Raw genomic sequence first — 24545 nt, 5'->3', positions numbered from 1 at the left:
ATCTGAGTGCCTATTCATCTACAGCAACTGCAAACAGATTAGGGGAGCGATCGCATGGCCTCTGCAATCGCCATCGCCACCCAGTCAACATGCTCAAATTTCAATTCGGGATAGATGGGCAGGCTGAGGACCTGTTTGCCAACGCGATCGCTGGTAACATTCGCCGGATATTGCCCCTCGTAGACCGGCAGTCGATCCTGCGGAATTGGATAGTACACCATGCTGGCAATGCCGCGCTCGCACAAGAACTGCCGTACGGCATCCCGCTTGCCGTCTAGAATTCGGACGGTGTACTGGTGAAAGACGTGGCCCTCCTCTAGCGCTGGCACCAGCACCCCTGCAACATCCGCGAGGAGTTGGCTGTATCGCTGGGCGATCGCGCGGCGCTGTTGGTTCCAGGCATCAATGTAGTTGAGCTTGACCCGCAGAATCGCTGCTTGCAGGCTGTCGAGGCGGGAGTTGTAGCCCAACATTTCATTGCGATACCGTTGCAAGCCGCCGTGGACCCGCAGTTTGCGCGCCAACTCGGCAATGCCATCGTCGTTGGTTGAAATCAATCCGGCATCGCCATAGGCTCCCAGATTTTTAGTCGGGAAAAACGAGAAGGCTCCCACATGCCCCATCGAGCCCGTTTGCTTGCCAGTCACGGCACTGCGGATTTTATCGTCGCAGCGATCGTCACAGCCCCGACAGCCACCGGCATAGCGAGCCCCAAAGGATTGAGCGCAGTCTTCAATTACTTTAAGCTTGTGGGCTTCTGCCAGTTGCAGGATGGCGGCCATCGCTGCCGGGTTGCCGTACAGATGAACGGGCATAATTGCCTTCGTACGCGGCCCGATCTTCGCTTCAATACCCGCCGGATCGATGTTAAAGGTGGCTGCGTCAATATCTGCAAAGACGGGCTTAGCTCCTACATTACTGATGGATTCAGCAGTAGCAAAGAAGCTAAATGGAGTCGAAATGACTTCGTCGCCAGGGCCAATGCCCAACGCCCGCAAGCCAATGATGAGGGCATCTGTGCCCGAATTGACGCCGATCGCGTGCTTTGTGCCCAAATACTCTGCCACCTCCTGCTCGAAGCGCGACACTTCGGGACCGAGAATAAATTGGCCGGAGTCGAGTACGCCATTCACTGCTGCCTGAATCTCATCTTTGAGATTGCGATATTGCTCCTGCAGATTCAGGATGGGAATCTTTACATCGCTCACGGACTTCGATCGCCTCGATTTCAACAGACAGCAGAGTGTTAAAAAATACAGGTGCCTGACTCAATTGTGTGGCAAATTGCCATCATGCAGAGTGCGGGATTGCAGTGCGCTCGGAAATCGACAGTTGCGATCGCCAATACACCCGCTACCATCGCATAAGCCGTGACATCTTGGGAGAAATCTCCATGCGATTTCAACCTGCAGTGGCTCGCCCCAGTTCCGAGCTCTCATTTTGCCGGCGATCGAGCCCCTGCTCCAAGCCGATATCTTACAGGCTTCGCACCACGGAAAGCATTTCTGAAAAAGGCAGCAAAATTTACGCCAAAAGTACGAACTTACGCTTACACTAGAAAGACTAAAATGTAAATCCCAATACGTTTCCCGGTATGAGCCTGACCGCAACGCCCGAAACCCTAGGCATTCAATTGCCCGACTGGCTCAAAACGTGCTGGAATATCGAACCTGGCCGTCCGATTGTCAGTAGTTCTCGCACCTATAGCCCCGAAGATATCCAACTGATTTGCCGTGCCTTCAGCTTCGCCCGCGATCTGCACGAAGGCCAAACGCGAAAATCGGGCGAGCCCTACATTATCCATCCCATTCAAGTGGCTGGCTTGCTGTGGAATCTGGGGGGAGATGCGGCCATGGTGGCTTCTGGGTTCCTCCACGATGTCGTCGAAGATACAGAAGTTTCCCTAGACGAGATCGAGCAGCATTTCGGCTTAGAAGTGCGCGACCTCGTAGATGGCGTCACAAAGCTATCCAAATTTAATTTCTCCAGCCGCACCGAACAGCAAGCTGAGAACTTTCGCCGCATGTTCTTGGCAATGGCTCAAGATATTCGCGTCATTGTGGTGAAATTGGCCGATCGCCTACACAACATGCGCACGTTGGAACACCTGCCCTCCGAAAAGCAACAGCGGATCGCAGCAGAAACCAAGGATATTTTCGCCCCCTTAGCCAATCGGTTGGGGATTTGGCGATTTAAGTGGGAGTTAGAAGATCTCTCCTTTAAATATTTAGAACCCGATGCTTATCAGGGCATGAAGCAGCATGTAACGGTCAAGCGCACCGAGCGGGAAGCCAGCATTAAAGTCTTTATCGATCGCCTGCAGCAGCGCCTCAAGCAAGATGGCTTGGAGCAATTCGAGATCGACGGTCGTCCCAAGCACCTCTACAGCATCTACCGCAAGATGCAGCGCCAGCAAAAGACCTTCGGCGAAATTTACGACTTGGCGGGGGTTCGCATCATCGTCAATACCAACACCGAGTGCTATCAGGCCCTCGCCACCGTCCACCGCTCTTTCCGCCCCATCCCCGGTCGGTTTAAAGACTACATTGGCTTGCCCAAGCCCAATCAATACCAATCCCTCCACACCGCTGTAATTGGCATCAATGGCCGCCCCGTAGAGGTGCAAATTCGCACTTGGGAGATGCATCGCATTGCCGAATACGGGATTGCCGCCCATTGGAAATATAAAGAGTCGGGCGGAGGCTTGACGGTCACGGGGGATGAAGAAAAATTTGCTTGGGTGCGCCAACTGCTGGAATGGCAGAGCGATTTGAGCGATGCCCGCGAATATATGGATTCCGTCCGGGAGAATCTATTCGAGAGTGAAGTGTATGTGTTTACGCCCAAAAGCGATCTGATTGCCCTGCCTCGCGGATCGACGCCGGTCGATTTCGCCTATCGCATTCACACCGAAGTGGGCAATCACTGTGCTGGGGCGCGGGTCAACGAGCTCATGGTGCCGTTGGACAGACAGTTGCGCAACGGCGATATCGTCTCGATTATTACCCAGAAAAACGCCAGTCCCAGCCTCGATTGGGTAAATTTTGTCGCCACCGCCAGCGCCCGCAACCGCATCCGCCAGTGGTACAAGCGATCGCGTCGCGATGAAAACATCACTCGCGGTCGCCATCTATTGGAGCGGGAGCTGGGTAAATCGGGCTTGGATGCACTGCTCAAATCGGAGCGCATGCAAAAGATTGCGGTCCGCCTTAACTACTCCAGCCCAGACGACCTGTTAGCAGGCTTGGGCTTTGGCGAAACAGGAGTTACCTCCGTCGTTAACAAGCTGCGGGAATCGACGAAAACCCCTGCCGAGACCAAATCAGAACTCCCTAGTTTTCGTCACGCCTCCCCCATGGCGAAAGCCTTTGCAAAAGACAGCACCGAGCCAATTCGGGGGGTGGAAGGGATGCCACACCATATTGCCAAGTGCTGCAACCCCCTACCGGGAGAGGACATTATCGGCCTCGTAACCTTGTCTGGGCGCGGGATTGCCATTCATCGACAGGACTGTTCCAACCTGATTGCAGTGGCTGAAACCAATAGCGATCGCCTCTTGCCCGTCAGTTGGAACGAATCCAATTTTCCCAACCGCGCCCCCACTTATCCCGTAGAGCTGCAAGTGGAAGCGATCGATCGGGTGGGCGTGCTCAAAGATATCCTGGCCCGCCTGTCCGACAGTCAGATCAACGTCAGCAATGCCAAAGTCAAAACCACCCCTGGCAAACCGGCTATCATTCGCCTCTCGATCGATGTGGCCCACAAAGACCAACTCAAGCACACGATCGCTCGCTTGCGCCAACTTTCCGACGTGATCGATCTCAAGTGCGATCGCCACATCCGCAGCTCTCGCTAGTCCGAAGCCCCTCTCAATCGGCACTCCTTCTCCGCGCGCCCCACTGCAATGGTTCGGAATTGAGTCGGCAAGCCCGCCCAATTTTTCCTGTCTGGCTCCGTGTCTGTCAGATAGAACCGCAGAATGCAACAATAAGTTAAGTTCAAACAGTTAACTTCAACGTTCATTTCAAGCCCTCGGGGCTGGGTGGAAATATGTTTCGACGGGCGATCGCCGGATTTTTAGCAACTGTGGTTATCCTGCTGACGGGTTGTTCGAATGCCGTGGCCTTGCAAACGTTTTCAGATCGCTCGGGTTTATTTTCGTTTGGATATCCCAACGGCATGATGCAGGTGCAGGGACTTCGTAACGATGCGGGCAGGACGTTGCTATTTCGGGATTTGGTCTACGATGACGAGCTGGTGAGCTTGACCGTTGCCGATTATGACAAAGCCGAGCGCATCGAAGATTTGGGCTCGATTGAAGCAGTGGGTCGACGGGTTGCCACCAATCTCCTAGCCCCCGCAGGCTCCGATCGAGAAGCCACCCTGCTCAACGGCGGCAGCCTCGAACGGGATGGCAGGGTCTATTACATTCTCGAATATGCGGTGAATGCCAACGGCCAGCCCCGCCACGATGTCGTGACAGTTGCGATCGCCCACAACAAGCTCTACACCTTAACCGCCTCCACGTCCGAAAGTCGCTGGCAAACCCTGAACAGGGCATTCTACGAGGTAGGTAAGTCTCTGGTCGTAAACTAGCGCGTGACCCAATCCCCCCTCACACCCTCCGATACCTCTCCCTCCCTCTATTCCCTCAGAATGGCCGACATTCCCGCAGGCGATCGCCCGCGCGAGCGCTTGCTGGCCCACGGCCCCCGCCATCTTTCCAGTGCCGAATTGCTGGCCCTATTGCTCAATACCGGTCAGGGGGCAGGCAAGTTGTCAGCAGTCGGTTTGGGACAACTGCTGCTGGCCCACCTCAGCCATCACGATGCCGATCCCCTCAGCCGCCTGCGGGAGGTGGAAGCGGGGGAGCTGACTCAGGTGGATGGCATCGGCCCTGCCAAAGCTGCGACGATTCTGGCGGCAATTGAGTTGGGGCGGCGGGTGTTTTTATCGCGACCGAGCGATCGCACCACGATCGATTCTCCGGCGATCGCTGCTTCAATCTTTAGTGCCGAGCTGATGTGGGCGGAGCAAGAACATTTTGGCGTTCTGTTACTGGATGTCAAAAACCGCCCACTCGGCCAATACATTGCGACGAAAGGGACTGCGACTGAAACTCTATCCCACCCGCGCGAAACCTTCAAAGCCGCGATCCGCCAGGGAGCCAGCAGCATTTTAGTGGCCCACAACCATCCTTCGGGTATGCTCGAGCCCAGCCCTGAAGATCGGCAACTCACGCAGCAGCTATTGCAAGCTAGTCAGTTCCTAGACATTCCCCTGCACGATCACCTGATTTTGGGAGGGGGCAAGTTTGTCAGCTTGAGGGAAATTACCGACCTGTGGGAGCTTTAGAACCGAATTCAAGTCAGAATTCGGTATACAGTTCTGCGCTAACCCCATTGCTATGCCGATCTCTTGGCCCTATCGCACCCCCGGAATTCCCGATCGCGAATTCGAGCGCATCCCCGGCATCCCCCTCACGCCGCGAGAAGTGCGCGTATTATTTCTCAGTCAACTGCGGCTGCCTCCCAGAGGCTGTTTGTGGGATATCGGCGCGGGCACAGGAACGATCGCGGTGGAGGCGGGGCTATTGTGCCCGGACTTGCAGATTGTGGCGATCGAGCGGGACGAAGATGTGGTGGACTTAATTCGGCGCAATTGCGGCAAGTTTGGCGTCACCAACGTGGAGATCGTGCAGGGCAACGCCCCTGAATGCTTGGCTGAGATTTCCACTCCCCCCGATCGCATTTGTTTGGAAGGGGGAAAGGCGATCGGTCAGCTCTTGGCAGACTGTTGGGGGGATCTCAATCGGGGCGGGCGATTGGTAGCGGTGGCCTCCTCGCTAGAAACCCTCTACGCAGTTTCAGAAGGATTTGCACAAGTTCGGGCACGCCAGATTGAAGTCATTCAATCGGCGATTAACCGATTGGAAACCAAGGGGCTGAGCCAAAAACTCGTGCCCCTCGAGCCGATGTTTCTCCTCAGCGGCGAAAAAATGGATTGATGGGATATTTTCCATACTCATAACGAGTATGAGTTATACTGCGGGCAATTGTTGATTTCCATTATTTGGCATTCCATCAGGAGGCATCGATTGTGGCCCGCATTCAAGACATTCCCATCGCCCAAATCCGGCGGCCTTTTCATCGCGAAAACGACCAATCAAAAGTGCGGGCTCTGATGGAGTCCATACGCGAGATTGGCCTGCAAGAGCCCATCGACATTCTGGAAGTGGAGGGCCAATATTATGGCTTTTCGGGCTGCCACCGCTACGAAGCCTGCACGAAGTTAGGGCACGAGACGATTGCGTGCCGCATTCGCAAAGCGACGCCTGCGGTGTTGGCGATGCATTTGGCTTAAGGGGAAGTTGCTCGAAGGGTTGGGTTTACTTCCAACCCTGCGCGAAGTTCGTAGAGAGCCTAGGATAAGACAGTATCTCTGCACCTAGCGAGGATTGCAATGCGTCGTTTTGGCCTGTTTCTTTCAGCTCTCTTGTTTGTCTTACTGGCAGGCTGCCAGTCTATTCTGCCTAAAACGGTGGCCCAATCGGGAGATCTGGTGCGGGTGGAATATACCCTCACTCTTGCCGACGGGACTATTGCAGACTCATCTGAGGGCCGCGATCCGTTGGAATTCACCTTGGGGGCTGGCGAAGTGGTGCCGGGATTTGATAGTGGCGTCAGCGGATTGCACGTGGGAGAATCCGCAGAATTTACGGTGCCTGCCGCAGAGGGATACGGAGACCGTCAATCCGAATTGATCCTCACTCTCCCTCTCAATGAGGATGAGGTCGAAGTTCCCGAGGTGGATTCGACCGTCTATCTGAACGGTCCGGGCGGCATTCCCATTCCCGCTAAGGTACTGGAGATTGCCGACGAGTCTATTACGCTGGATGCCAATCACCCTCTCGCCGGTCAAGATTTAACCTTTGCCGTTGAATTAGTAGAAATTGTGAGTGACGCCAATACCGGCAATGCTGAGGCTGGCACCGATCTGGAGCCATAGGGTCGAGGCAGTTCCGATCGTCACCAGTCGCGAAAAACCCGCTCAAATTGCCCGCTTGCGAAGGGGTCGCACGGGCGGTGCAATCCCTTCAGGTGGGTCGACCTGAGTTCGATGACTCTGCATGGCCCTCACCCCCGGCCCCTCTCCCAAGTTTGGGAGAGGGGAGAAACAGCCGAAAATCCTTACGGGGCCTTGTTCCCCTGCCCCCAAAGTTGGGGTTAGGGGTTAGGGGAAGGGGGCCACAGGCATCTAGACAAATGGCCAATGTTTCGGAATATGAATTTCGCCAGCAGCATCAGAATTGGGGGAAGGGGCTAGGGGATGGGGGCCAGACACTTGTCGAACTGACGTGGGTCGCTGCAGCAAAGCCTCCCAGCAACTGCTGCGAGTCTGATAGGCCCATCGATCGCTGCAGTTGCACGAGCTCTGCGATCGCTACGGCGACAACCCTCTCGCCCTCAAGATTGTCGCCACCACTATCCGAGATCTGTTCGAGGGCGACATCGGCGCATTTCTCGCCCGAGATATTACCCTGGTCAACAGCATTCGCCAACTGCTAGACCAATGCTTCCATCGCCTCTCGCCTCTGGAAAAAAGAGTGATGTACTGGCTGGCGATCGCCCGAGATCCCCTACCGAGCGACCCTACGAGGGGATGGAGATTGCGCAGGTGACGAGCTTGAGTGCAGCACAAAGGTCGGCGCTGAAGGCACTGGGGGCAATTGATTAGTGTGTAGACCCGCGCGCCTACTCCGAGCGATTCTCCTGTCGATCGCCCTCAAAGCGTTTCCACCAGGAACTCAGGGGCAAATACACTGCGGGTGCCCACAGACTGCTGATGATGGCAGACCGCAAAGCAATGGTTTGGTGATTGAGCCAGATACTATCGATCGTTCTCGCCGCCCATTGGCCGCTGTCTTCGTTCCAGCCTAAAAGCAAAGTCCACTGCAGGGCCATCAGGGTTTCGGCGATCGCAACCATGCCGAACACAATCAGAGCTGCTGAAATAAAGTCCTCTTTGAGCACCCTTTGTTTTTGCAGGCGGGCGGTCAAGATGCCCACGATCGCCAACCCCAGCGCGTGGGTGGGACGCGGTTGAGAGATCGCGTCTTGCAGAAAGCCCAGCATCAACCCAGCAAGAGCCGCCTGTCCCGTCGGGCGGTTCACACTCCAGCACACCACCCAAATCAGTGTCCAGTTGGGAGTCAGCCCCGCCAGCACCATCCCCGGCAAGCGCACCCAGCCTCCCAAGGCGCAAGCCAGGGCAGATAGCGCAGTAATCGCCCAATTGCTGTATCGGGAACTCAGCAGCAGATTAAAGAGTGGGTTCGATGGCTGGGTCATAGCTATAGATGATGCCCCACTCTAGCAGGCTAATCGGGGCAGATAGCTCTACCACTGCTGCGGGAGCGGGACTCGCGTCGAGATCGACCGACTGGATGCGACCGACAATTAAACTAGCGGGATACAGGCTGCTGAACCCCGACGTGACCACAGTATCGCCGATTTGAACATCGGGCGATCGCTCGAAAAACTCCAGCACCGCCAACTGCGACCCGCGTCCGCGCAAGACCCCCATGGCCCGCGTGCGGCTGAGGGTTACCCCCACTCGACTGGTGGGGTCGCTCACCAGCAAAATGCGGCTGGTGTTGGGGGTCACTCGCTCCACTCGCCCCACCAGTCCGCCGGGAGCCATGACCACATCCCCCGGACTGACATTGTGATTGGCCCCGCGTCCCAAGGAGATCTCCTGCCACCAACCGTCGGCAGAGCGACTCACCACGGCTGCCGGCACTGCCTCGCCAACCAATTCTTCTCGGATATCTAACAATTGCCGCAATTGTCGATTTTGTCGCTGCAGCTCGGTGACCCGAGCCAGCAATTCTCGATTGGCAGCCGTACTCAGAGCCACATCCAGATTGACCTTGGGACGAAAGGGGGCCGACACCCAGTAAAACGTTTCTGTCAACACTTCGCCCTGGGTTTGTCGCAGTGCCAGCACTGCCGCCAGCGATGTCGCTGCCAGCACTGATGGAACGCCAAATCGGCTCCACCACCTGCGAATTGTATCGAGCGCTATTGCCATGGCTTCCCCTATCGGTGGATAGCGTACCAACAATCGGTGTCAATTTCACACAACCCACACATTTGATACTGCTGTATTGCCATACTGCTGTATTGCGGGTGTCCCTCGCGAAGCTGCAATTAACAGCTAGATTCTGAGGAATCTATCTTGCCAACTGGCGATCGCCAACGCCGCGCGCGCGGGATTGAGAAAGAATTGAGCTTAGCCTTTGAAACTGCTGCTGACCACCCGACCCAAGCCTTTGAAGTTCTCTAGCACTTGGCCGGTCCCCAACACCACACAACTCAGTGGGTCGGCAGCGATATGGACTAAGATGCCCGTTTCGTGGCTGATCAATGCATCGAGTCCCCGCAAGAGGGCTCCGCCACCCGCCAGCATGATGCCGCGATCGATAATATCGGCAGCCAGTTCGGGGGGGGTGCGTTCTAAGGTCCGCTTAATCGCTTCGACGATGACGGACAGGGGTTCGGCCATGCTTTCGCGAATTTCGGGACTTTTGACGGTGACGGTACGGGGCAAGCCGGAGAGCAGGTGTAAGCCGCGTACGTCGAGGGAGAGTTCTTCTTCTGTCGGATAAGCAGAGCCAATTTGGATTTTAATTTCTTCGGCAGTGCGTTCCCCAATCACGAGGTTGTGGACTTTTTTGAGATATTGGGCAATCGATTCCGTCAGTTCGTCACCGGCAATGCGGACGGATTCACTCAGAACGGTCCCCTGCAAACTGAGAACGGCCACTTCAGTGGTACCGCCGCCAATATCGACGATCATGTTGCCGGTGGGTTCGGCGACGGGCAGTCCGGCTCCGATCGCCGCCGCTACGGGCTCGTCCACCAAATGCACCTCGCGCGCGCCCGCTTGAATCGCCGCTTCCATCACGGCTCGGCGTTCTACGCCCGTGACGCCGCTGGGGATACCGATGACAATACGGGGGGCAATTAGCGATCGCCCTTCGTGAACCCGATGAATAAAGTGTTTGAGCATCATCTCGGCGACATCGAAGTCGGCGATGACGCCGTCGCGGAGGGGACGCACGGCAGCGATATTGCCGGGGGTGCGACCCAACATTTTCTTCGCGTCTTCTCCTACGGTTAGGGGAACTTTGCTGTCTTGGTCGATCGCTACAACAGAGGGTTCTTGGAGAACGATGCCCCGTCCCGGCACGAAGACCAATGTATTGGCAGTTCCCAGGTCGATTCCCATATCTCGGGAAAAACGGTCAAGCAGGCCCACAGTATTTCACTCCCACATCACAGCCACTCAAGTTAGACGGATGTTGACGGTTGGTCAATCTCGTCAAGAACCCTAACTCCGCTGGATGGTGCTTGGATGTTTTCGCCATCGCGATCGGCGTGCATTCATGACAAACACTAGGATTGTCGCACTGAAAGCGATACAAGACGTCGATCGCACCATGCAAAAGAGCTCGCTCTAGTGTACTGCACGCGATCGGCAGATTCAGCGGTGGGGATAGGAAGTTTGGGATCGGGTTGGCGTTTGTAGGATTGAGCAGTCCGTTTGCGGGAACGGAGGATAGGACAATATTCAATTGGCCGGATCGCAGCGAATTTCGAGCAGAAAGCCATCGGGGTCGTAAAAGTAGATGCCTCGACCGGTGGGACGAGTGACTGGGCCATTGGCGATCGCCACACCGCGATCGCGCAGCGCTGCTACGGCGGTATCGAACTGCGCGGGGGCAATATCGAAAGCCATGTGGTTGGCACGGGTAAACTCTATTGCCGGATCGGCAGCGGGGGGCGATAGATCCGGCGCCGCAAACAGGTCGAGGACGGTACCGTCGGGAGTAACGAAGTTGGCGACCTTGCCATCCTCCACCATCTGCTGGAGTGTGGCGGGAATCTCTTCGCCAGTCAGTTCTTTTAACCCCAAGATCTGGCCGTAGAAGGCTCGGGACAGATGGATATCGCGCACATTCAGGGCAATGTGGTGAACCCCCTGCAAGTGTCCGGGGGCGATCGCGCTAGAGACGACAGAATCTGGCATAACAAATCGAGGATAGGTGACCCATTGACAGGCGAAAGATTGACAGGCGAAAGACGAACAGCAGACTGCACATTCATGGTGGCCCATAAGTCCACATTCAGCGAAAGGGTTCCGTCGGGCGATCGCCAGCGAAACTTGAATCGATCGAAAAATCGCTATAGTTAAATACACAGTTCGCAATATTTTCTTCTGAGGCTCAGAATGTACATCCGGTCATTGCTTCCTCGCCTGCGCGCTACTCTCGAGCGTGCGCTCGTGCTGGGGGTGACCTGCCTCCTCTGCGGCTCTGTCTGGTTGGGCAATACCAGCGCTGGGGCTCAAAGGGTGCTGCCCGTGGTGGAAATGGAGTTTCCCCAGCCGGAAGTGACTGTGTTGGATCTCGCCAATCAACTGACTCCAAACCAAGAAGCGAAACTCGATCGCCAACTCAAGCAACTGGAAGCAGACACCGGCTGGAAACTGCGGGTGCTGACTCAAGCGGACAAATCCCCCGGTCGCCAAGTGAAAGACTATTGGGGACTGAATGAAAAGAGCGTACTGATGGTGGCCAATCCGCGCGGCGGCAATTTGTTGGCTTTTAATGTGGGCGATCGCGTCCGCGAAGTGTTGCCCCGCACCTTTTGGATCGAACTGCAATCGCGCTACGGCAACCAATTTTTCGTGCGCGATAATGGCAATGCCGATGCCATTCAAACCACTGTCAGTGCCCTAGATGGCTGCTTTCGAGAGGGCGGTTGCAGAGTAGTGCCGGGGCTGCCCGACGAGCATTGGGTGCTCACGCTGGCCATGTCGGTTGCGGGCGGCCTGATCTGTGGTTTTGCCGGTAAACCCCGCAAAGAGAACGAGATCTTTCGCTGGCAATGGGCATTGCTGTTCGCCCCCCTCTGGCTGACCCTCTTCGGAGCCTTTGGCATTGGTCCCGTAGTCAGCCGCACAGCGGATTGGCTGCCCATCACTCGGAACGTGCTGGCTTTTTTAGCCAGTGTATTGGCGATTTATGTCTTACCCATCACTCCGTTTGGTCGCGACGCTGAAGTCGAGGAAAGTTAACCTTCAGCGATTCATCGCAGACAAAACTCCGTCCGGCGGCGATCGCTAAAAGCCCGGACGGAGTTTAACTTGAGGCCGATGGCAGTTAGGGCAGTGGGAATTAAGACGCAGTCGCAGCGGCTGCAGTCGCATTCGAGCCAACAGCGAAGGAGGTGCCGCAACCGCAAGTGTTGGCGGCGTTTGGATTGTCAAACCGGAAGCCACCCCCCAACAGGTCTTCGCTAAAGTCAACTGTCATGCCGTCAATGATGGAGAGACTGAGGGGGTCTACAACCACTTTGCAGCCATCGAAATCAAAGATCTCGTCAGCCTCTTTCGGATCGGACTCAAAGCCCATCGTGTAAGACATTCCCGAGCAGCCGCTGGGCTTAACCCCCAAGCGCAAGCACATGTTCGGATCGTCGTACTTGGAGCGAATTCGTTTGACTTCGCGGATGGCCGATTCTGTCAGGTTAATGCTGAGCATGTTCCAACTTGCATAAGTTCCTAAATACAGGCTACACCAACTTTCTCATTCCGTATCTGTCGCGGCATCGGTGGGAGAGCCTTCAAGCACTATGCCAGACGAACGAGGCGGCCTGCGGCCAAACGGGCCGATGTCGAGGCGATCGGGAAGGAATACTCCGAGGAGCAGCCAACTGAAATTTGCTCGGACAATCCTTACGAAGGCTGCGGCTCAAATCATTTCTGAGCGCAGCTTTAGCCGAGATCGGTAATTGAGATGGACTGGGTTCGGTTTCCCCAATCTTGCCCATTGAACCGAGCTTTTATGTTGGGAACTGTAAAGAAAAGCAGAACGCTAGTGTTTAGCTTTTCTGCGCCAACTAGTTTCAGTTCAGTTATCTCTTCTATTGAGTTTCAATATCTTGCAAATTTTGGAGGGTTCAGATGACTATGTTGACTTGGTATGCAATGGATGAAGCTGACAGAATCCGTCGACAGTTAGACAGACTGTTCGAACCCAATGCTGGCGCTTCTGTAACGCGAGCTGGAGAGACTCTTTCGACCCCCGCTCAAGTTTGGGAAACCAATGAAAGCTACATTGTTCGAGTTATGCTGCCGGGAGTAAAGGCTGAAAATCTCGATATTGAAGCACATGCCCGAGGTTTAACCATTAGCGGTCATGCTGATTTTGAAAGTCTCGAGAATGCCACATTACTTCACAGTGAATTTAGTAACGGTCAATTCAAGCGCAGTTGGAAATTCGCGCGCTCGATTAAAACTGAGGCAGTCTCGGCTCGTCATCTGGATGGCTTGTTGAGTGTGACTTTACCGAAGGAAGATGTCGCTCGCACGATTAAGGTTGCGATCGAGAATGGTCAAGGCAATGCGAGTCAGATGGGAGCAGATTCTGAAACAACTGCAGAGCTCTCTGCCTAACGCTCGGCGATCGCGGGATCGCCGATCTCGCGATCGCTTGAAGAAAACTGTCGAGTTTCAAATCTATTTCTAACTTCCCGAACTGCACTATCTCTGCGAATAGATTCCAAGAATTTGGGCCATTTTAAAATGCAGGAGTGTAGCGGGTTAAATGAAGTCAACCACGTTGTTGTCTGTGGGGTTGCACTTCAATTTTGACCACTCGTGATTCCTGATGTATGAAAATGAACGTCAATCCTCGAGTTCGACAGTTAACTCTGGCACTCTTGCTGTTTGGCATGGGGCTGGGAAGCGGTATCTTGGCCTCAGGTCAGATTTCGGATAGCTCTGAGGGGAGCGATGGGCTGTCAGGAGTAGCCGCCTCGCCAGCAGTTGCCGATAGCGAACCAGCAATTGCTGCTGCGCCGCTCTCTAGCGATCGCAGCCTCAGTTTCATCTCCGATGTCGTTCGGGCTGTCGGGCCTGCTGTCGTGCGAATTGATGCCACGAAGGTGATTGAGACTTCAGTAGCATCTCCATTTGGCAACCCCCTCTTCAGCGATCCCTATTTGCGTCGATTCTTTGGCAATTTGCCCGAGCTGCGTCGGGAATACCGCCAACAGGGCACGGGGTCTGGATTTATCATTAGCAGTGACGGCAAGATTGTGACTAACGCTCACGTGGTCGATCGTGCCGCTGAAGTGGAGGTCCGCCTGCAGGACGGTCGCACCTTTACGGGTCGAGTGATCGGCAGCGACCCCGTGACCGATATTGCCTTGGTACAAATTGAGGCAGAGGATCTTCCCACTGTTGCGCTAGGGGATTCCGATCGCGTGCAGGTGGGCGAATGGGCAATCGCCATTGGCAACCCGCTGGGATTAGACAGCACCGTCACAGCGGGGATCGTCAGTGCCGTGAGCCGTTCCCCCAGAGAAGTGGGTATTCCCGATAAGCGGGTGAACTTTATCCAAACCGATACCGCGATCAATCCCGGTAACTCGGGCGGGCCGCTGCTCGATGCCAGCGGCAACGTTATCGGGGTCAATACGGCGATTATTCGCGGGGCGTCGGGGGTTGGCTTTGCCATACCTATTAATACGGCGGCGGCGATCGCTCGCCAACTGGAAGCATCGGGAACTGTCGAGCATCCCTATCTCGGAATTGAAATGATTGCCCTCACCGCCACAGTGCGCGAACAGCTCAACTCCGATCCCAACAGCGGGTTCTTTGTCGAGCGAGAAGAGGGTATTTTAGTGCGGCGTGTGGTGCCTGACTCTCCTGCCGAGCGGGCGGGGCTGAGGGCTGGCGATATTATCGTCCAAATCGATGGCGAGACCGTGACGAATGCCGAGCAAGTTCAGCAGAAAGTTTTCAACACATCTGTAGGGAGTACTTTGAGGCTGGAACTCGATCGCAACGGTCGAACTCAGCAAATCAACATCCAAACGGGAGCGTATCCAGTTGCCCGAAACTCGTGAATGTCAGTTCGACAAACGTCTGTCCCTCACCCCCGACCCCTCTCCCTAGGGAGAGGGGAGAAACAGCCGCGATTCCTTGCTGGACTTTGTTTCTCTGTCTCCAAAGTTACGGCTGACGCCACGCTTTGCGAGGGGGGTTAGAAGATAGGGGGCAGATACTTATCGAACTGGCGTGTTGAAACATACCGATAGACGCGACCCACTCTAGAGCTGAGGTAACAGAGACTCGATAGATTTCAAAAAGTTTCGACAATCAATCGTGCCGCCCTGGCAATGTCGAGAAGAGCTGAACTATCCCGCAACATACACCGGTTCTGCTGTGCTCAAAATCGCTTGCCGGCGAAGCCAGTTAGGGCTCTTTTCAATTGCGGACTTCGAGAGGAGGTCCACCTCTCGACCGAACATCTCAGCTAGTTCCTGTTCCATTTGCACTAGGTCTAGGAGATTGCGGCGGGCCTCTGGCTGAAACTCTACGAGTACATCGACATCGCTATCGGGCCGAAAATCCTCTCGCAGAACCGAGCCAAACAAATCCAGCTCTTGCACCTGCCAACGCTGGCAAAATTCGTGAATTTTTTCTCTTGGCAACTGGATCGGCAGGATTTTCATGTGCGATCGCTCAACCATCCATTCAACATACATGAAGACCGTTATTGCAATAGTGGCGAGGGCGGCAGTGGCGATACATTGCTGAGGTTCGACCAGGTAAACGGAGCTTCTAGAGCAGCGCTCATCCACAGCAACCGTTTGGCGCGAGTCATACCGACGTAAAGCAGTCGCAACTCTTCTGCCCCTTTGAGTTGATGGGCCTGTTGCTGAGCAGACAACAAATCGGGAATCGGTTGTTTGTGCAAGTGAGCCCGCAGTTGGGCTCGGGTGACATCCGTCAGATTGAATTCGCCGATAAACCGGTGGCCTTGGGGCACAAACGGTTTGGCATCGCCGGGAAAGGTGCGCTCGTGCAGGAAGGGCAAAAAGACGTAGTCCCAATCTAGACCTTTAGCCTTGTGCAGGGTCATGAGGGTGAGTTGGTTGGGGCGAGTGAAGATGGAATCGGCATCGGCTTCGAGGGGGGAAAAGTCGGCGTCGGCGACGATTTCGGTCAGAGCTTCGACGGCACTGCGGAGGGAGGCGGCAGCACCGACTTGACGGGCAACGCGATCGCTTAACTTATCGGCAGTAGCCAATTCATTGGCATCGTAACGCAGAGTCAGCGCCAGGAAAGTGAGTAGCGCAGGAGGGGTTAATTCCAAACTGGCTTTGAGCAAGCTGGTGCAAAGTTTTTGGACAGATTGTTCGGCAGGCTCTAGCTCGGGGGCGAGAGGACCGGGATACAAAAATTGTTCGGGGATGCTGGCAAGGCGGCTGTAGTTGAGTTTGGGGATAATGTTGCGGCCGCGTAAAGTATCGAGGGCACTGCGCAGGTATTGGGGGGAATGGGGGCGGCTGAGGAATTGGACGATCGCCAGTAACTCCACAGGAACCTGCGATCGCCTGCCCGACTGTCCGGCATCGTACAGTTGAAATCCGGCCTCTTTGGCCCTGTCTTTGAGCTGTTTGTAGAGAAATTGCACCTGGGATTTGTAGCGCACTAAAACGGCAGCGTTGCGCTTGGGGTTAGCTGCCAGCAGTTGCGCGACGCGATCGCCAATCTGTTGGGCTGTTGCTTGAATCGTCTCGGGAAAGCACAGCTCTACCCCCGGTCCGTCGGGATTGGCATCCGGCTGCGGATCGCCGATGGGGGCGGGGTGAATGTCTTGAATGCGAAACGGAATACTGCTGCCCCATTGCCTGAATTCATTCGCTCGGCGGTGCAGTTGATTGGCTGCCTCAATAATGGCGATATTGCTGCGACCGGCTTCGGTCATTTTGGAGAAATTGTTTTCGGAACGACAGCGATCGCAAAACTGGCGGAAAAAATAGGGATCGGCGGGGGTAAAAGTGGAGTTGATCGCCTGATTGGAATCCCCCACCCGCACAAAATTCAATTGGCCCGTAGCAGGATCGCGAGCCAGCAGTTCCAGCAGTCGCTGCTGCTGCACGCTGGAGTCTTGGGCTTCGTCTTCAAAGACTGCAAACACCTGCCGCTGCCACTGTTCTAGCACCGTCTGATTCTCCAACACCCGCAGAGCCGCCCGCGTCATATCGTCATAGTCAATCCGGTTATTCTGCTTGCGAATCCGTTCGTATTCGCGATAGAGTTCCGCCGCAATCTCCAAGACTGGGTATTGGGGTAAAACCCATTCCTCTCCTTCCGGCACTGCGGGGGGCGGTATCTGCTCTCGGGCGATCGCCAGCAGCTTGTCGGGGGATGAATCCGAACTTTTGGCTTCGGGGATCAGCGTGCGGGCTAGATCTGGCAACACTTCCGATCGCAAGACGGTAATGCGGCGCTGGCGCTCGCTTTCTTCCCCATCAAACCCTCCCCCCTCCAACAGTTCCTGAAATTGCTGTGGGGAATGTTCCACCCAGCGATCGACAGCTTGGCGCAGATAGCGTTTTTTCTCCGCTTCCGATAGCACCGCCAAGTCTTCGTCAATGCCTGACAAATCGGGATGCTGGTGGGCGATCGCCAAACTCAAGCCGTGAATGGTATAGACGGAAAAGCCCCCCATTGGGAGCTTGAGGGACTGCAGGTGCTGGCGAATTTTGTCTCGGATTTGGGCGGCTGCCGAGCGCGTAAAGGTCACCACCACAAGCTGTTTGCCGCGATGGAGCCGGTGCGCGGCCACAGCGATCGCCGCCCCTCCAGCCATACCCGTAGACTTGCCCGCCCCCGGTACCGCCGACACTGCCAGTGGCCCGCCGCGCCAATCAGCTAAAACCCGTTGCTTTTGCCGCAACCGCAATCGAATCGACTCTAGCGCGCTGAGGCGATCGGGAGAAATATCGAGGGTAGGGGCTGGAACTGGAGCAGCCACAGTGGTTTCAGCGACACATTGTCACCAAGTTATCCTATTCTGCAGCGGAATTCAGCCGACTCGAACGGTTCAGGCAGGCTCAATCCCGCCGTAGGGCGATCGCAAAGTTGTCCTGCCGACCTCTAGGCTGCGGGCACCTACTCCCCATCCAGCAGTTCTTCCACTTGGTGCATACTCCAGCCGCGCTCTCTGGCAATCCAGCCTAGCTTTTCAAATGCCTCCGCATCCGAATCGGCCTCTAACGCGATCGCGTGATTGCTCTCGGTACCCAGAAGATCGTCGTCTTTCACTTCAATTTCAAATCGATAGTGAGCCATAGTGTTTGGGGCTGTAATTTTGAATCACTATCTAAGAAGTTACAAATATGAAGAGTCCGTAGCGAACATCTGTAAAAAAAGTTGGACAGTTTCCGATACCCTGCACTACTTATTAGGGCTGAAAACCTTCACGAGAACAAATCGAGATCCGTCACAGCACCGAGGCTGCTCGACGACACCAGCTTGGCATACTTGGCTAGAGTTCCCTTCTGATAGCGGGGCTGAGGAGGCTGCCAAGCAGCGCGACGTTGGGCTAATTCCTCCTCCGGCACATTCAGTTGTAACAACCGCTGTTCGGCATCGATCGTAATGCTGTCTCCTTCTTTCACCAAGGCGATCGTGCCCCCCACTGCTGCTTCCGGCGCAACGTGACCCACCACCATTCCATAGGTACCGCCCGAGAACCGACCGTCCGTAATCAAGCCAACCGAATCCCCCAGCCCAGCCCCAATAATTGCAGACGTAGGAGCCAGCATCTCCCGCATACCGGGACCGCCCACCGGTCCTTCGTAGCGCACCACGACGACATCGCCAGCCACAACCTTGCCATCCAGAATGGCGCTGAGGCAGTCCTCTTCAGACTCGAACACCCGTGCCGGACCGGTAATCTTGGGATTCTTCACACCCGAGATCTTGGCAACGGCCCCTTCAACCGCAAGGTTCCCTTTCAAAATGGCCAGGTGACCCTGACGGTACATAGGGTTATCCCACTGACGAATCACATCTTGGTCGGGGGACGGTGCGGCAGGCACGTCAGCCAGCACTTCAGCAATGGTTTGTCCCGAAACGGTGAGGGCATCGCCGTGGAGCAAACCCCGATCCAACAACATCTTCATCACCTGCGGGATGCCGCCTGCTTTGTGCAAGTCGGTGGCTACATAGCGACCCGAGGGTTTGAGATCGCAGAGTACCGGAACCCGTTCGCGAATCGTTTCGAAATCGTCCAGGCTGAGTTCGACCCCGATCGCATGGGCGATCGCCAACAGGTGCAAGACAGAATTTGTGGAACCCCCCACCGCCATAATCGCGGCGATCGCATTTTCAAACCCCTTGCGGGTCAAAATATGGCTGGGTAAAATTTGCTTGCGAATCGCTTCCACTAGCACGAAGGCGGACTTCTCGGCACTCTCTGCTTTCTCCTCGTCTTCCGCCGCCATTGTGGAAGAGTAGGGCAAGCTCAGTCCCATTGCTTCGATCGCCGAAGACATGGTATTGGCGGTATACATGCCGCCACAGGAGCCAGCGCCAGGGCAGGCGTTGCGCTCCACATTCATCAATTCTTCTTCGCTAATTTTGCCTGCGCTGAACTCGCCCACCGCTTCGAAGGAGCTGACCACCGTGAGGTCGCGACCGTCTAAATGACCGGGTTTAATGGTGCCGCCGTAGACAAAAATGGCCGGAATATTGAGGCGGGCGATCGCGATCGTGGCCCCCGGCATATTCTTGTCGCAACCGCCGATCGCCAACACCCCATCTAAACTCTGACCGCCACAGACCGTTTCGATCGAATCGGCAATCACTTCGCGAGACACCAAGGAGTATTTCATCCCTTCAGTGCCCATCGAGATGCCGTCACTAATGGTGATGGTGCCGAACATTTGGGGCATGGCCCCCGCCTGTTTGAAGCCGCTTTCTGCCCGCTCCGCCAGCTTGCCAATACCCATATTGCAAGGGGTAATGGTGCTGTGACCGTTAGCCAAGCCCACAATTGGCTTGACGAAATCCTTGTCGCCAAATCCCACAGCACGCAGCATGGCGCGGTTGGGGGAGCGCTGAACTCCTTCGGTGATGGCACGACTTTTGCGGTTTTCAGGCATCGGTGTGGGCTCAATCGAGACAAATTTTGGAGGGCGATCGCATCCGTCGGGCAAGACCAAACGTATTGCATCGACCTTAGGTTTATCATGTTGTCCCTGTCGGTGCCACCAATCTCTCCCTTGGGCCAGCAGATTGCAGCACAATCCATCTGCCATGATGAATAGGTGTATCGGGGCGTCTTAAAGTGGATGAAGAAACTCGTCAAGCGTTTGCAACTGCAGGGAACTTAATTCAGCAGTTGGCCCAAATGCAAATCGAACACGAGCAGGCCAATCAGCGGGCGTTCGAGCGATTTGAGCGGTTGTTCGAGCAATTTGGCGCCGAAATTGCAGAGCTCAAGCAGCTCATCGGCAGTAATGCTCGGGCGATTCAGGCATTGAGCGATCGCGAAAGCAATTAGCCGCAAGGTAATAGGACGAGTTCAGTTTGACGGTATTCTCGCGCGGTTTGTGGCGAGTTTGGCTTACCCCAGCAATTGGACGAGATCGACGGCGATCGCCGGAAAAGCTAAGGGCGAAATCGATCCTGCGGCGATCGCCGTTTTGACCCGATACTGCTCCCCCTCGGGCTGGCGATGCACCCACGCCTGCGATGCTTGAACGTCGATCGCCCAATATTCTGAAATACCGGCCAGGGCATACAGGCGCTGCTTATCGTTGAGGTCGTAGGCTAAGGTGCTGTTGGAAATTTCAATCAGCCAGTGGATATCTTCGGGGTTGGGATGGCGGTGTTTGTAGCAGGATAGTGGGGGACGAACAATTGCTATATCCGGCTCTGGCTCCGAGCCCCAAGCATTCAGGTCGATGGGACCGGGGGATAAGACGTCAGCGCGATCGCCCAACAAAGATTGCAAGTATCCAAGCGCCTGATGGTTGGTGTAGTTGTGAGTGGGGTTTTCTGGAGGCATTTCGACAATCTCGCCCTGCAGTAATTCAACGCGGCGATCGGCAAACAGGCCGGCCTCAATCATGCGGTGATAGTCATCGACTGTCCATTGGGCTAATGTCTTCACGGCTCGTCTCGGGAGGTTAAATATCGGCTTCGATGACCGCTGCTATGGTGAAGGCAATCTTGGTGAGGGTTTTGTCAGAGATATAGCCCAATTGCAGAATTAAACCAAGTCTAGTCAGAAACCTGTAGTTTTAATGAGGCACCTTTTAGTACCCCTCACTAACGCTGTTAACCACTGCATTCGCCCCCTAAATCCCCCATTCTGGGGGACTTGACGACAGTGCTAGCTGGGGTTTGGAGGCTGGGAAGACGAACCGGCCAATCGCGGTCATTCAAGTTGTAGAACGAAGCCAACAGACTCTCACAAGTCCCCCACTGGTGGGGGATTTAGGGGGCTGAGTGCAATGCCTGAAAACTCCAGGTCTCAACATGGATGAGGTTTAGTACTCAACAATGTCACCTGCTAGCCATTCTTTCCACTCAGTATTTTGTTCGTAATGGGTCTGTATTGCTTCGGCTTGCTCTGCCAAAATGCGTCTGCGTTCGACAAGAGGTTTCTCGAGAAAATCACGGCGTTCCTCTAAGGTGAGGTCGCCATTGTCGTCGTCTTCAAAAGAAGATACTGCAGGTTGCGATGAGCTACCCTCTAAAAGCTGCTTTTCTGTTACACCTTCTGCCTGCAGTAGCTCCTGCACGAGCACTTGTAGCAGCAAGAGTTGGTCTGTGTGGGACAGCTCTTTAACGGTTGGGATCAGCTCAGCGATCGTCATAACTTTTCGGCAAGTGTCAGGGGGGTCAGATGGCTGTCACTTCTATTGTGCAATAGTATATTCCCATTGGCTGGCAAATCACCCTATTCAAGCCTGGTCCTGCAACTGCTCGATAACCTGCTGCAATTCCGGCTCGCCGACCCGATAGATCTCATTACAAAAATGACAGGTGGCTTCTGCTCCGCCATCTTTTTCAATCATGTCCTTCAGCTCCACCTCTCCCAACAGCCGCAGCGCCCTCAACATCCGATCTTCGCTGCAGGGACAGTGGAACCGAATCATTTGGGTGTCGGCAGCGATCTGTAACCCCCAATCCCCCAGTAGATTTTCCAGAATATCGGTCAAGCCCATGCCCGATCGCAAGAGCGGCGTAAACCCCGTCAAGCCCGATAACTTTGCCTCCATATCGGCAATCAACTGCTCGGGGGCACCGGGCAACAATTGCAGCATCATCCCCCCCGCCGCCTGCACCCCCGCACTATCCACAAACACCCCCAACAGGACAGCCGATGGGGTTTGCTCGGAGGTGACTAAATACTGCGTCACATCATCCCCAATTTCCCCAGACACCAGTTGCACCGTGCCGCTGTAGGGATAGCCAAAGCCCAAATCGCGAATCACGTGCAACATGCCATCGCGACCCACCGCACCGCCAACATCCAACTTGCCGAGGGCATTGGGCGGCAACTCGATTTGGGGATGTTGGACGTAACCGCGCACGCTCCCATCCGCCCCAGCATCGACCCACACCTTACCGAGCGGACCGCCCCCGAGAAATTGCAGATTCACACGGGCATCCGCCCGCTTCATCCCCGAAGAAATCAGCAAGCCTGCAGTCATGGCCCGACCCAAGGCAGCGGTGGCGACATAAGACAAACTGTGGCGGTTCCGCGCTTCTTCGCACAATTGGGTCGAAATGGCAGTCACTGCTCGGGCATTTCCATCCGCTGCCGTTGCTCGAATCAGATAATCTGCCACAATGCTCTCCGCACAACTCAACTCAGCCCGCAGGAGGTTCAGAAGCGGTGCAGGCCAAACAGCCCTTAGTGTAACACTCTGTTACATGGAGATTGGTGCTCGGATCTTTAGGCTGAAGGAGGTTCGGAGAGAGGGTCTAGAACGCTATCTAACTTTTGGGCGATCGCCCCAATCCAGGCGCGATCGCGATCGATAAAACTGCGGGGGGCATCTGCGCCCAAAACTAAAGCACCGCGCTCGCCCACCGGTTCGCACAGCAGTGCTTGCGTGTTAGCAGGCAAGTAATCAAATTCAACTCGGGCCGGATACAGTTTGAGATCCACCAGGTAAACGGGCTTTTGAGTCTTGAGAACGCGAGCCAGGATGGTACCGGGTTCCACTGTTTGGCCGGGAGAGTAATCCGTATCGGACAGAATTCCCCGCCGCAGAATCAGGCGATCGCCATACATCAGAACCACACTTTGGGCGGGACTGGCCAGCAGCAGCGATCGCGTCGCCCAGCCCAGCTCTAACCGCTGTGCCTGCGATAATTCCGACCACAGTTCGAACCCCTGCTCGCCCTCCAACTGCACCGCTTTGGGGGGAAGGGGTTGCACTTGCTGCCACAGCAGTCCCGTCAGTACGAGTAGGGCACTGAGCAACACCCCGAGGGCATCCGATCGCGATTGGCTGTTGAGCAGATCGGGACTGAAGGCCAGATGATTCAGCACCAAGAGACTGCCGCCGAGAATGCCTGCCACCAAAGGGAGATAGCGAATTACCACGGCAGCAGTTCCCAGTTGAGTTGGGCGGCGGCGGTTGCCAGGGCGTCGGGATTCTCCAGATCCTGCGGCTGTAGATCGAGATGCCCCAACACGGGGACGCGGAGGGTTGCCTCAATGGGTTCGGACAGCGCCTTAACAGCTTCTGCAGAGCCGCTGCCCCACACAACAAATCCGAGCAGCTGCGCTTGTGACTGGCGGGCCAGGGCAGCAAAGGCAGTCGCGAGACTGAAACTATGGGCATTGATGGGCAGGGTCAGCAGCACGGATAAACGCCAATCGCCCGCCCATTCGGCCAGGGTGGATGTGGCATCGATCGCAGCGCCAAAACTGTGGGGTAAGGCGATCGCCAGCGGCTCTCCCCGTTCGAGCAATTCGGTATAGTCTCGCCACAACTGGCCCCAGTCGGCGATCGCTAAATCCTCCGGCACCGATAGCCCCTGAAGCTGGGAATGCCGATGCTTGGTTAGGTAAGCGGCGATCGCCTTTGAGACTGCAACAGGAGCGGCGATCGCTTCGGTTCCTGCCGTCCCCGGCACTGTATCGGCCATCAGCAAACCCTTCACCGATATTGCTCCAACAACTGGAAAAACTCGGGGGCAATATCGTAGCCCAACACCTTGGCCATATTTCTCACATCAGCCGTCGAGCCAAAGTCTTTATCTTTGAACCAATCGAGCAAGACAAAAATCTTTTGCATGACAAAAATTTCCAGCCCCTCGGGATTGAACTGGATGCCCTCCCGCTGGCTAAATTGATGGGGCACCAGCATGGCGGCGTAGCGGGCCAACTCCCCCCCGCGCCAGTCGAGAAAGTAGGGCAGCCAAGGGTAGGCAACATCCCAGCGCACAAACCACAGCCGCACTTCGGAAATCTCGGACAGCTCTCGCGGATCGTCCTCTGCACGGGGATAGTCGATCGCGCATTGCAATTGCTGAGCACACCCTTTGGGATTGGTCAGCAGGGTCTCGACAATGGCATGTCCGGCGCTGAGATCGAGATTGGCGATCGCGTCAGCAGTTAAAACGAGGGTAACGCTCATAGCAGC

At 55.5% G+C, this 24545-nt stretch carries 27 protein-coding genes; 11 read left to right on the top strand and 16 right to left on the bottom strand.

Going from position 1 to position 24545, the window contains the following annotated elements; genetic code table 11:
• Window positions 1-38: 38 nt before the first annotated feature.
• Entirely contained in the window at window positions 39-1208 is a 1170-nt protein-coding gene (locus tag SYN7336_RS02755; protein WP_017324390.1) for a DegT/DnrJ/EryC1/StrS aminotransferase family protein, read from the bottom strand.
• A gap of 386 nt (window positions 1209-1594) precedes the next feature.
• On the opposite strand from SYN7336_RS02755, the gene SYN7336_RS02745 reads away from it, so the two are divergent.
• From SYN7336_RS02745 to SYN7336_RS30420, 7 genes are all read left to right on the top strand, one after another.
• Window positions 1595-3856, top strand: a complete 2262-nt coding sequence (locus tag SYN7336_RS02745) for a bifunctional (p)ppGpp synthetase/guanosine-3',5'-bis(diphosphate) 3'-pyrophosphohydrolase (protein WP_017324388.1) — start codon at window positions 1595-1597, stop codon at window positions 3854-3856.
• A gap of 194 nt (window positions 3857-4050) precedes the next feature.
• Window positions 4051-4596, top strand: coding sequence for a photosystem II reaction center PsbP (gene psbP / locus SYN7336_RS02740; protein WP_017324387.1), 546 nt, complete (start codon window positions 4051-4053; stop codon window positions 4594-4596).
• A 60-nt stretch (window positions 4597-4656) separates the two neighbouring features.
• Window positions 4657-5355, top strand: a complete 699-nt coding sequence (radC, locus tag SYN7336_RS02735) for a DNA repair protein RadC (RefSeq protein ID WP_017324386.1) — start codon at window positions 4657-4659, stop codon at window positions 5353-5355.
• 52 nt (window positions 5356-5407) lie between these two features.
• Window positions 5408-6007, top strand: a complete 600-nt coding sequence (cbiT, locus tag SYN7336_RS02730; protein ID WP_017324385.1) for a precorrin-6Y C5,15-methyltransferase subunit CbiT — start codon at window positions 5408-5410, stop codon at window positions 6005-6007.
• Between the two features lie 92 nt (window positions 6008-6099).
• Window positions 6100-6363 carry a sulfiredoxin gene (locus tag SYN7336_RS02725; RefSeq protein ID WP_026100635.1) on the top strand — a complete coding sequence of 88 codons (264 nt, stop codon included), beginning with the start codon at window positions 6100-6102 and terminating at the stop codon, window positions 6361-6363.
• Between the two features lie 99 nt (window positions 6364-6462).
• Window positions 6463-7008: a peptidylprolyl isomerase gene (locus SYN7336_RS24130; protein WP_017324383.1), complete on the top strand. Its 546-nt coding sequence runs from the start codon at window positions 6463-6465 to the stop codon at window positions 7006-7008.
• Window positions 7009-7423: 415 nt separating this feature from the next.
• Window positions 7424-7681 carry a hypothetical protein gene (locus SYN7336_RS30420; protein WP_017324381.1) on the top strand — a complete coding sequence of 86 codons (258 nt, stop codon included), beginning with the start codon at window positions 7424-7426 and terminating at the stop codon, window positions 7679-7681.
• Between the two features lie 73 nt (window positions 7682-7754).
• On the opposite strand, the gene mreD is transcribed toward SYN7336_RS30420, so the two are convergent.
• The 4 genes from mreD to SYN7336_RS02690 form a co-directional block, all read right to left on the bottom strand.
• Window positions 7755-8351, bottom strand: a complete 597-nt coding sequence (gene mreD, locus SYN7336_RS24125) for a rod shape-determining protein MreD (protein ID WP_017324380.1) — start codon at window positions 8349-8351, stop codon at window positions 7755-7757.
• Entirely contained in the window at window positions 8323-9093 is a 771-nt protein-coding gene (gene mreC, locus SYN7336_RS02700) for a rod shape-determining protein MreC (protein ID WP_038025692.1), read from the bottom strand. The genes mreD and mreC overlap by 29 nt, the downstream gene beginning before the upstream one ends.
• 201 nt (window positions 9094-9294) lie before the next feature.
• A complete protein-coding gene (locus SYN7336_RS02695) occupies window positions 9295-10323 on the bottom strand; it encodes a rod shape-determining protein (protein ID WP_026100633.1) in 1029 nt (342 codons plus the stop codon).
• A 312-nt stretch (window positions 10324-10635) separates the two neighbouring features.
• Window positions 10636-11094, bottom strand: a complete 459-nt coding sequence (locus tag SYN7336_RS02690) for a VOC family protein (RefSeq protein ID WP_017324377.1) — start codon at window positions 11092-11094, stop codon at window positions 10636-10638.
• 201 nt (window positions 11095-11295) lie between these two features.
• Here SYN7336_RS02690 and SYN7336_RS02685 point away from each other — a divergent pair, with 201 nt between their 5' ends.
• Window positions 11296-12144 carry a TPM domain-containing protein gene (locus tag SYN7336_RS02685; protein WP_017324376.1) on the top strand — a complete coding sequence of 283 codons (849 nt, stop codon included), beginning with the start codon at window positions 11296-11298 and terminating at the stop codon, window positions 12142-12144.
• A 100-nt stretch (window positions 12145-12244) separates the two neighbouring features.
• Here the strand turns inward: SYN7336_RS02685 and SYN7336_RS02680 are convergent, their stop codons facing one another.
• The gene (locus SYN7336_RS02680) at window positions 12245-12610 is read right to left on the bottom strand and encodes an iron-sulfur cluster assembly accessory protein (RefSeq protein ID WP_017324375.1); all 366 of its coding nucleotides are present in this window, start codon (window positions 12608-12610) and stop codon (window positions 12245-12247) included.
• A 422-nt stretch (window positions 12611-13032) separates the two neighbouring features.
• On the opposite strand from SYN7336_RS02680, the gene SYN7336_RS24120 reads away from it, so the two are divergent.
• Window positions 13033-13524 (top strand): Hsp20/alpha crystallin family protein, encoded by a 492-nt coding sequence (locus tag SYN7336_RS24120; protein ID WP_051039720.1) that lies wholly within the window; start codon window positions 13033-13035, stop codon window positions 13522-13524.
• 224 nt (window positions 13525-13748) lie between these two features.
• Window positions 13749-14981 (top strand): HhoA/HhoB/HtrA family serine endopeptidase, encoded by a 1233-nt coding sequence (locus tag SYN7336_RS02670; protein ID WP_017324373.1) that lies wholly within the window; start codon window positions 13749-13751, stop codon window positions 14979-14981.
• A 291-nt stretch (window positions 14982-15272) separates the two neighbouring features.
• On the opposite strand, the gene SYN7336_RS02665 is transcribed toward SYN7336_RS02670, so the two are convergent.
• The 4 genes from SYN7336_RS02665 to ilvD all read right to left on the bottom strand — a co-directional run bounded on the left by SYN7336_RS02665 (window position 15273) and on the right by ilvD (window position 20036).
• On the bottom strand, window positions 15273-15590 hold the full coding sequence (locus SYN7336_RS02665) for a nucleotidyltransferase family protein (protein WP_017324372.1): 318 nt from the start codon (window positions 15588-15590) through the stop codon (window positions 15273-15275).
• A 41-nt stretch (window positions 15591-15631) separates the two neighbouring features.
• Window positions 15632-17902 (bottom strand): ATP-dependent helicase, encoded by a 2271-nt coding sequence (locus tag SYN7336_RS02660; protein ID WP_017324371.1) that lies wholly within the window; start codon window positions 17900-17902, stop codon window positions 15632-15634.
• A 137-nt stretch (window positions 17903-18039) separates the two neighbouring features.
• A complete protein-coding gene (locus SYN7336_RS02655) occupies window positions 18040-18219 on the bottom strand; it encodes a hypothetical protein (protein WP_017324370.1) in 180 nt (59 codons plus the stop codon).
• Window positions 18220-18347: 128 nt separating this feature from the next.
• The gene (gene ilvD, locus SYN7336_RS02650) at window positions 18348-20036 is read right to left on the bottom strand and encodes a dihydroxy-acid dehydratase (protein ID WP_026100631.1); all 1689 of its coding nucleotides are present in this window, start codon (window positions 20034-20036) and stop codon (window positions 18348-18350) included.
• Window positions 20037-20221: 185 nt separating this feature from the next.
• Here ilvD and SYN7336_RS02645 point away from each other — a divergent pair, with 185 nt between their 5' ends.
• Window positions 20222-20437 carry a DUF2019 domain-containing protein gene (locus SYN7336_RS02645; protein ID WP_017324368.1) on the top strand — a complete coding sequence of 72 codons (216 nt, stop codon included), beginning with the start codon at window positions 20222-20224 and terminating at the stop codon, window positions 20435-20437.
• Between the two features lie 63 nt (window positions 20438-20500).
• On the opposite strand, the gene SYN7336_RS02640 is transcribed toward SYN7336_RS02645, so the two are convergent.
• From SYN7336_RS02640 to SYN7336_RS02615, 6 genes are all read right to left on the bottom strand, one after another.
• A complete protein-coding gene (locus tag SYN7336_RS02640; protein WP_026100630.1) occupies window positions 20501-21049 on the bottom strand; it encodes a Uma2 family endonuclease in 549 nt (182 codons plus the stop codon).
• Window positions 21050-21428: 379 nt separating this feature from the next.
• A complete protein-coding gene (locus tag SYN7336_RS02635) occupies window positions 21429-21758 on the bottom strand; it encodes a hypothetical protein (RefSeq protein WP_017324366.1) in 330 nt (109 codons plus the stop codon).
• An 87-nt stretch (window positions 21759-21845) separates the two neighbouring features.
• A complete protein-coding gene (gene hslO / locus SYN7336_RS02630; RefSeq protein WP_017324365.1) occupies window positions 21846-22736 on the bottom strand; it encodes an Hsp33 family molecular chaperone HslO in 891 nt (296 codons plus the stop codon).
• A gap of 107 nt (window positions 22737-22843) precedes the next feature.
• Complete coding sequence (locus SYN7336_RS02625) at window positions 22844-23500, bottom strand: cofactor assembly of complex C subunit B (protein WP_017324364.1); 657 nt, start codon at window positions 23498-23500, stop codon at window positions 22844-22846.
• A complete protein-coding gene (locus tag SYN7336_RS02620) occupies window positions 23494-24063 on the bottom strand; it encodes a hypothetical protein (protein WP_017324363.1) in 570 nt (189 codons plus the stop codon). The genes SYN7336_RS02625 and SYN7336_RS02620 overlap by 7 nt, the downstream gene beginning before the upstream one ends.
• Window positions 24060-24539, bottom strand: a complete 480-nt coding sequence (locus SYN7336_RS02615; protein ID WP_017324362.1) for a CRR6 family NdhI maturation factor — start codon at window positions 24537-24539, stop codon at window positions 24060-24062. Before SYN7336_RS02615 ends, SYN7336_RS02620 begins: the two co-directional genes overlap by 4 nt.
• Between the last annotated feature and the right edge of the window lie 6 nt (window positions 24540-24545).

The sequence above is a fragment of the Synechococcus sp. PCC 7336 genome, from assembly GCF_000332275.1.
Classification (GTDB): Bacteria; Cyanobacteriota; Cyanobacteriia; order Thermostichales; family PCC-7336; genus PCC-7336.
Note: the sequence above shows the minus strand (reverse complement) of the source record. Positions and strands in the feature narration are given on the sequence as shown.